We start from the raw sequence: 8,563 nt of genomic DNA, 5'->3' as shown, positions 1-8,563 counted from the left end.
AAAGCCCGGGAGAATTTTAATTTTAAAATTCTCCCGGGCTTTTTCTTTTTCAGAAAAAGGATGGAAAGGGATGGATGAAAATGAATGAAAACCCAACACTTGTAAAATCACTGACGCTACACCAAGTTGTTTTTATGGGCCTTGCTTGGATGACACCAATGATCTATTTCACTGTTTACGGAGTCGCTTTTGAGGCCGCCGGAGGAATGCTAGCAGCGGCTTATGTAACGGCTTTTATTGCTATCTTCTTTACGGCTTACAGCTATAGTCAAATGGTCAAGGCCTATCCAATCTCAGGTTCAGCCTATATTTATACGAAAAAGGCAGTCCACCCGATTGCTGGCTATCTTGTTGGCTGGGCTCTTCTGTTAGATTATATATTCTCACCAATCATTGCGATCCTCACTTTTGGGATATTCATGAATACCGAATTCCCTTCTATTCCTGTCTATGTTTGGATTATCGTGATGAATATTGTCCTTGCCATCGTCAACATTGTCGGCATAAAATCAGCGGCACGTGTGAGCGGTTTATCTGTCCTTTTCCAAATAGCTTTCATCATTCTCTTTTGTATTTTAGTAGCAAAGGATATTATTACGGGTCAAGCAGACTCTAACACTATTTTCTCTTTGGCACCTTTTTTTAACGATCAACTCTCCATTGGCGGAGTTCTATCAGGCGCTGCACTTATCTGCTTCTGTTTCCTTGGTTTTGATGCTGTTACAACCATGGCTGAAGAGACCATCAAAGCCAAGAAAACGATACCTAAAGCCATTTACCTCATAGTCATAATTGCAGTGGTTATGTATGTTGCTATATCCTATTTATCGCAAATTGCCTTTCCAGATTTCACTTTTACAAATCCGGATAATGCGGCATATAGCCTAGTTCAGCTTGTTGGTGGTAACTTATTAAGCTCAATCTTTATTATGGTACTAATCGTAGCTACCTTTACACAGGGAGTCTCCTCTGTTACAAGTGTCAGCCGATTCCTTTTTGCTCTTGGGCGTGAATCTATTTTACCCAAAAAATTATTTACGACAATTCATCCAAAATACAAAACACCGGTTTCCAACATAATCTTTGTTTCGGTAATATCGCTTTCCGCTGTGTTTATTAATCTAGATTCAGCTGTTCTATTTGTAAGTTTTGGTGCGTTAACTGCATTTACCTTTGTTAATCTTTCAGTCATCTTCCATTACTACATTAAGCAAAAAAGAAGGTCACCAAAAGAAACGTTTATGTACCTAGTTTTCCCACTTGTTGGTGCTGCTTTCATCGGTTGGCTCCTTACCTTACTTGATAAAACCACTCTTATGATCGGATTGATTTGGGTAGCGATTGGATTTGTTTACTTAATTATTAAATCGAAATGGGAGGCAGCAAGAACCAGAAAATACCCAATCTCAAATGTTAATCAAATAATAGATTAGTAAAAACCATGTTAGAAAATCTAACACAAATGTTGTTGGATCTAATAAACAAACGATATACTAAAACCATCTTAAATAAAGGTTTCCGCAAGGGTTGGAAACAAATAGCTGTCTAGGGTTCCGTTTAAAGATATATCTTTAAAGACTGGTCCGAGAGATAGCGTACAGTTTCTACTGTATACACGGAAGGATAAAAGCCTGGGAGATTTACTCTCTCGATGGTTTTTATCCTTTTTTATTTATTCAAAGGAGGAAAATGACATGAACAGCATATCACCCGTTATTTCAAAAATCATCCCAGCAGGCGGAAAATGGTCAGGGCATATCAGTCGGGGAAAGCAGATCACTTTCACTGCACTTGAGGACAGTGCAAATGTTTCCCTGCTTTTATACAACGCTAAAGATCCTGCCGAACGTTACAATATGCCCGATACATTGAAAGCTCAGCACACTGCCCATCTCACGAAAGGGAATGTCCTTATGAGCGACAATGGCCGTGTACTAGCGAGCATCATTGAAGATTCGGTCGGCTGGCACGATACCATTACAGGATATACGACTCGATCATTGACCAATCAAAAATATGGAATCACTACTTATCAAAACGAACGAAATAATTATTACCGAAGCGGCGAAGAAAACTTTGCGGTTGAGCTTTTCCGAAATGGTTTAACCTCTAGAGATCTCTCCACAGTCGTTAATCTGTTTTCCAAAGTTTATTGCGATGATCAAGGTGATCTACATTATGTTTCAGAGAACTGCAAAAAAGGTGACACGGTCACGCTTCGAACAGAAATGGATGTGATTTTGGTGCTATCCAATACCCCAAATCCGCTGAACCCAAATCGTTCATACCCATCAGTACCAGTTCAATTCACGATTACTGAGGCTGAACCAATGACAGAAAATGATACCTGCTTCAATCATCGACCTGAAAACAGACGTGCTTTCGAAAATACATGGGAATACGTTCTATTATCCAAAGGAGGAATCCGCTAATGGCTGTTTTAAATCATGCAATCAGTGAAAGGAAAATGGAAAATAGCTTTTACAACAAAACCATTCCAGCAGGAGAAGGCTGGATTTACACACTCGAACCAGGCCAAGTCCTTCGAATCGTTGATTTAGAAGGAAATCAGGCGGCAGATACCCTGTTTTACGATGCTGATCAACCATCTGACCATTACAGTGCCATCAACACCATTCAACGTCAAGGAAATGTTTATTTATCAACAGGTTCCGTTCTTGTATCTGAATCTGGAAAAGAGCTTGTAAAAATTGTTGCGGATACATGCGGTCGTCACGACACACTTGGCGGTGCCTGTTCAGCCCAAAGCAACACGGTTAGATATTCACACGATACTCTGCCAATGCATAATTGCCGCGATACCTTTATGCTTCAGCTAGCCAAACACGATAGCCGTTTTACTAAACGGGATTTGGCTCCAAATGTCAATTTTTTCATGAACGTCCCTCTTACTCCTGAGGGAGGATTGACTTTTGAAGATGGTGTCTCAGCACCAGGAAAATATGTTGAACTGCAAGCAATCAGCAGAACGCTCGTCTTAATCAGTAACTGCCCGCAGCTTAACAACCCTTGTAACGCTTATAACCCTACACCTATTCAAGTATTGATTTGGGATAAATAACAACTAAAGGAGTGCTCATCATGTTTAAAAGAATATTAATTGCCAACCGCGGTGCTATTGCCGTTCGAATTGAAAGAACATTGCGAAAGATGGGCATCCAATCTGTCGCAGTCTATACGAAAGCCGATCAAGACAGCCTGCATGTGGACCTTGCAGACCAAGCTATTTTGATTGGTGAAGGGGCTGCTAAAGACAGCTACTTAAATGCGGACCTTATTTTGAAAGTGGCTTTAGACAATCATGTAGATGCCATTCACCCTGGATATGGATTTTTAAGTGAAAATGCAGATTTCGCCCGTGCCTGCCGTGAAAAAGGGATTACCTTTATCGGACCAACACCTGAACAAATGGAGTTATTTGGATTAAAACACTCTGCACGAGAAATTGCAGTCAATGCGAGTGTTCCCCTCCTTCCAGGTACTTCACTTATCACCGATTTAACTACTGCCTTAACAGAGGCTGAACGTATTGGTTATCCTGTTATGTTAAAAAGTACTGCGGGCGGTGGCGGGATTGGCATGCGAGTTTGCCAGGATTCCATATCCCTCCGCGAGGCATTCGACTCTGTCTGCAGACTGGCCGAAGCAAACTTTAATAACGGCGGTGTCTTTTTAGAAAAATACATTCAAAAAGCCCGTCATGTAGAGGTCCAGATTTTTGGAAACGAGTTTGGTGAAGTCGCAGCACTCGGTGAACGTGATTGCTCAATCCAACGTCGCAATCAAAAAGTTGTCGAGGAAAGCCCGGCTCCTTGTCTCCCCTCTTCCGTAAGAGAAGAAATGCTCGCTTCAGCGAAACGGTTAGCCATGGAAGTGGGATACCGCAGTGCAGGTACAGTCGAATTTTTATATGATCCAGATGAAAAGCGTTTTTACTTTCTTGAAGTAAATACAAGGCTTCAAGTGGAACACGGTGTCACCGAAGAAGTGTTGAATATTGATTTAGTTGAATGGATGGTTCGGGAAGCAGCCGGTGAATTACGCTCATTAGATTCACTATATACCGCACCTAATGGACACAGTATCCAAGCTCGTATCTACGCTGAAGACTGCTTAAATGATTTTCGTCCAAGCGGCGGGCAGCTTGACAAGGTTCATTTTTCAGACAATGCCCGAATTGAAACATGGGTTCGTGATGGTCTGGTTGTCACTCCCCTTTATGATCCAATGCTTGCGAAAATCATTGTTCACGCAGAATCCCGGGAAGAAGCGATTAAGCAATTAAGCTTAGCCCTTGAACAAACTCGCCTTTATGGAGTGACTACTAACCTTCAATATATACAGGCGCTTTTAGAAGAAGAGGATTGCCGAACAGGCAATGTCCATACGCAAATGTTAAAGGAATTCTTCCCGGATGAACGTGCGATAGAAGTCCTTGATGGCGGCATTCAGACAACTGTTCAGGATTGGCCGGGCCGTATCGGGCATTGGGATGTAGGCGTTCCGCCTTGCGGACCAATGGACCCGTTCTCTTTTAGAATAGGGAATAAATTACTTGGGAATGAAGATCATGCTGCTGGCCTTGAATTAACACTTCGCGGCGGCTCCTATCGCTTCCGCAATGATATGAGGATTGCTCTTACAGGTGCTGATATGAGTGCTAAGCTCGATGAAAATGATGTTCCAATGTATCAGGTTCTAACTGTTAAACGCGGCCAAGTACTGTCCTTTGGTGAAGCGGCATCCGGCATGCGAACCTATTTATTAGTAGCAGGCGGATTGGATATGCCGCTTCATCTCGGCAGTACATCAACATTCACACTCGGTGGATTTGGTGGTCATGGCGGCCGGGCACTTCGCACCGGAGATGTACTACGCGTAAATAAAAGTACAACTCTTGCAGTAAGTGGGCTTCCTGCCGTAAAACAGCCTACTATTGAACGAAACTGGACCATTGGCGTAATCCCAGGTCCACATTGTACCGAGGAATTCTTACTGCCTGATTACCTAGATCAGTTAACGAATACAAGCTGGGAAGTTCATTTTAATAGTTCACGGACCGGTGTCCGCTTAATTGGCCCTGCCCCGCTTTGGGCACGAGAAGACGGCGGAGAAGCAGGTCTCCATCCATCGAATATACACGATAATGCTTATGCGATTGGAACACTGGATTTAACTGGTGATATGCCGATTTTACTTGGACCTGATGGCCCTAGTTTGGGTGGTTTTGTATGTCCTGTCACAACAGCATCAGCTGAATTCTGGAAGATTGGCCAGCTTCATGCGGGCGACCGTATCAAGTTCCGGTTACTAACTCTTGAAGAAGCAGATAAACTTCGTAAACAGCAGGAACAATTCCTGGAAGCAGTCGGCACAAATGATCAAATAGTTTCTGCAGTTCCTTCCTTGCCTGATGAGGTTAAACAATTTTCAACAGACTACCCAATTCTTAAAAGAAATACAGATGGTAATTTCCCAATGACCATTCGTGCTGCTGGAGATGAGAACGTTCTAATAGAATATGGTGATTTAGAGCTTGATCTTCTGCTTCGTTTTCAGGTTCATGCATTAATGGAAGCTATCGAAACGGAAAGAGCAATTCCAGTTTTAGATTTGACACCAGGAATTCGTTCCCTTCAGGTTCATTTTGATTCAACCAAAATGTCGATCTTATCCGTTTGTGAAATGATCGAATCCATCAATGATAAGCTGCCTCGATTAGAGGAAATGGAAGTACCATCACGTATTGTTCGTCTGCCGCTTTCATGGGACGATCCAGCAACAAGACTTGCGATCGATCGTTACCAACAAAATGTACGGCCGGATGCACCTTGGTGCCCTAGCAATTTAGAATTTATCCGTCGTGTAAATGGTCTTAATGATATTGATGATGTAAAGAGAATCGTTTTTGATGCGAATTACCTTGTTCTCGGTCTTGGTGATGTTTATCTCGGGGCTCCAGTAGCTACGCCAGTTGATCCCCGTCACCGTTTAGTGACGACTAAATATAATCCTGCCCGTACATGGACACCGGAAAATGCTGTTGGAATTGGCGGCGCCTATATGTGCGTATATGGAATGGAAGGCCCTGGAGGTTATCAATTTGTCGGACGGACTGTTCAAGTTTGGAATCGCCTACGTGAAACGAGAAGCTTCCAAGCAGACAAACCATGGCTGCTTCGCTTCTTTGACCAAATTCAATTTTATCCGGTCAGTGCAGAGGAACTGCTGGAAATGCGAGAGGACTTTTTACGGGGCCGTTTTGAAGTTGATATTATCGAAACAACGTTTAAGCTTGGCGATTATTTAACTTTCCTAGACTCAATCAAAGAAAGCACGGATAGCTTCCGAGAAACCCAGCAAGCCGCATTCCGTGAGGAGCGTGAAAATTGGCGCAAGAACGGCCTTGCTGAATTTGTTTCTGAACATGAAGTAGCTGAAGCGGTTGAGGAAGTTTTGCCAGAGGGAGCAGAAGGGGTTCGCACCGCCCTTCCGGGAAGCATATGGAAGGTACTTATCACTCCGGGTGATGAAGTGAAAAAAGGTGACACATTAATAATAGAAGAGAGTATGAAAATGGAATTTCCACAGCTGGCTCCATGTGATGGATATATTCATTCTATACATGTTTCACCTGGCGATGAGGTTCATGCAGGCCAGTTAATTGTCTCTATTACAAAAGAAATGCGAGGTGCAGCCCATGCAAACGATCAACATGCCACAAACGCTGTCCATTCATGAGTTGAAGAAGAACTATCAATCTAAAAAACTTACGCCTGAAGCTCTTTGCAAGGAAATTGTAAAGCGCGCGGAATCAGATAAAGAGTTTAATATTTGGATTACCGCTCCTTCGATGGAGATCATCCAGCCCTATCTTGAAAGATTAAATCAAATGGACCCAGAGCAAACACCGCTCTGGGGAATCCCTTTCGCCATAAAAGATAATATTGATTTGGCAGATGTTCCTACCACTGCCGGCTGCCCTGACTATTCCTACACTCCAACTGAGCATGCGACAGTGGTGAAGCGTTTGATTGAAGCGGGAGCCATTCCAATTGGTAAAACAAACCTCGATCAATTTGCAACAGGACTTGTAGGTACACGCAGTCCTTACGGAGAAACAAAAAACGCCCTCTCCCCCGACCTAATCAGCGGCGGCTCAAGCTCTGGTTCTGCAGTTTCCGTTGCCCGTGGTCTATCTGCGTTTTCTCTAGGCACAGATACCGCAGGATCCGGTCGTGTACCAGCAGCCTTAAATAGACTAGTAGGGTTAAAGACAAGTCTTGGAGCTTGGCCGGTAAAGGGTCTGGTTCCTGCTTGCGCAAGTCTAGATTGCATTACAGTCTTTGCAAATAGCCTTTCGGATGCATTAATGGTGGATGAAGTTGTCCGAGGGTTTGAGGAAAATGATCCTTGGTCTCGTCAGGTAAATCGCCGAACAAACGCCCTTCCGGAAAAAATTCTTATATTAAAAGAAGAACATGAATTTTTCGGACCCTTTGCTGAGGAATATCGGCAAGCATGGGAGTCAGCTGTTGATCGAATAAAACACCTTTCCATTCCGATTGAATACATGGACGGAAGTTATTTATCTGAGGCAGCTTCTATTTTATATGATGGCCCGTGGGTGGCGGAGCGCTGGGCGGATTTAGGCTCCTTCATTAATTCAAACGAAAAGACTGTTTTTCCTGTAACAGAAACCGTGCTTCGCAATGGAGCGAATCCAGATTACGATGCCGCTTCCGTTTTTAAAGCGATTCACAAACTGCAAGCATTTAAACAAAAAGCGCATCAACAACTTAAGAATGCCGTATTAATTATGCCAACATCCGGCGGTACCTGGACAAGAGAACAAGTACGGGAAAATCCAATTGAGACCAATAGCAAAATGGGACTTTACACGAATCATTGTAATCTTTTAGACCTGTGTGCGATCGCGGTACCATGTGATGATGCTGCGGAAAATCTTCCGTTTGGAATTACGATGTTCTCAAGTAATGTGAATGAACACTTGATTTCTGGTCTATCAGATTTATTTTTGAATGGTGTTCGTTCATCTGTTAATAAAGCTACTACGCTAGTTGCGGTTTGTGGTCTTCACATGAGAGGCTATGCGCTGGAAAAACAAATGAAGGGTCATGGCGCTGTATTTGTTCGAGAAGCCAAAACAGCTGGTAAATACAAAATGGTTAAGTTACCCTCTCTTCCTCCAAAACCGGGTTTAATCCGAACAAATGGTTCGGGAGTTTCAATTGAACTGGAGTTATGGGAAATGCCATTGTCAGAGCTTGGATCTTTTGCAACATTAATCCCTTCCCCACTAGGACTTGGGAAGGTTGAACTCGAAGATGGCACCGAAGTATTGGGATTTGTTTGTGAGGCAATCGCTGAGGAAGATGCCGAAGATATTTCGTATACTGGCGGCTGGCGCTATTTATAAGAACAAAAGCGCAAGCGCCTTGAACAGCCCCGACAAGCATAAGACCAGCTGGCCGAAACGTTGCTTTTTAACCTTTTGGACGGATTGGCTCATGACCTCGAG

5 protein-coding genes and 1 riboswitch are annotated in these 8,563 nt (G+C 43.3%); all 5 genes read left to right on the top strand.

Translation table 11 applies throughout. From position 1 onward, the window contains the following. Positions 1 to 80 precede the first annotated feature (80 nt). The 5 genes from COD92_RS31215 to atzF all read left to right on the top strand — a co-directional run bounded on the left by COD92_RS31215 (position 81) and on the right by atzF (position 8,461). The gene (locus COD92_RS31215; protein WP_098532492.1) at positions 81 to 1,433 is read left to right on the top strand and encodes an APC family permease; all 1,353 of its coding nucleotides are present in this window, start codon (positions 81 to 83) and stop codon (positions 1,431 to 1,433) included. 101 nt (positions 1,434 to 1,534) lie between these two features. Beyond that, positions 1,535 to 1,640, top strand: a riboswitch (guanidine-I (ykkC/yxkD leader). Between the two features lie 54 nt (positions 1,641 to 1,694). Further along, a complete protein-coding gene (locus COD92_RS31210; protein WP_098532488.1) occupies positions 1,695 to 2,432 on the top strand; it encodes an urea amidolyase associated protein UAAP1 in 738 nt (245 codons plus the stop codon). After that, positions 2,432 to 3,082: an urea amidolyase associated protein UAAP2 gene (locus tag COD92_RS31205; RefSeq protein WP_098532489.1), complete on the top strand. Its 651-nt coding sequence runs from the start codon at positions 2,432 to 2,434 to the stop codon at positions 3,080 to 3,082. The genes COD92_RS31210 and COD92_RS31205 overlap by 1 nt, the downstream gene beginning before the upstream one ends. A 20-nt stretch (positions 3,083 to 3,102) precedes the next feature. Further along, entirely contained in the window at positions 3,103 to 6,762 is a 3,660-nt protein-coding gene (uca, locus tag COD92_RS31200; RefSeq protein WP_098532490.1) for an urea carboxylase, read from the top strand. Then, positions 6,722 to 8,461 carry an allophanate hydrolase gene (atzF, locus tag COD92_RS31195; RefSeq protein WP_098532491.1) on the top strand — a complete coding sequence of 580 codons (1,740 nt, stop codon included), beginning with the start codon at positions 6,722 to 6,724 and terminating at the stop codon, positions 8,459 to 8,461. The genes uca and atzF overlap by 41 nt, the downstream gene beginning before the upstream one ends. Positions 8,462 to 8,563: the final 102 nt, after the last annotated feature.

The sequence above is a fragment of the Bacillus sp. AFS037270 genome (assembly GCF_002585305.1).
The sequence above is the reverse complement of the archived record's forward strand: the minus strand, read 5'-3'. Positions and strand labels throughout refer to the sequence as shown.

What these genes read in the sequence shown, in the direction of transcription:
- COD92_RS31215 (WP_098532492.1), top strand. Translation starts at nt 81, where the DNA reads ATGAATGAAAACCCAACACTTGTAAAATCACTGACGCTACACCAAGTT.
- COD92_RS31210 (WP_098532488.1), top strand. Translation starts at nt 1,695, where the DNA reads ATGAACAGCATATCACCCGTTATTTCAAAAATCATCCCAGCAGGCGGA.
- COD92_RS31205 (WP_098532489.1), top strand. Translation starts at nt 2,432, where the DNA reads ATGGCTGTTTTAAATCATGCAATCAGTGAAAGGAAAATGGAAAATAGC.
- uca (WP_098532490.1), top strand. Translation starts at nt 3,103, where the DNA reads ATGTTTAAAAGAATATTAATTGCCAACCGCGGTGCTATTGCCGTTCGA.
- atzF (WP_098532491.1), top strand. Translation starts at nt 6,722, where the DNA reads ATGCAAACGATCAACATGCCACAAACGCTGTCCATTCATGAGTTGAAG.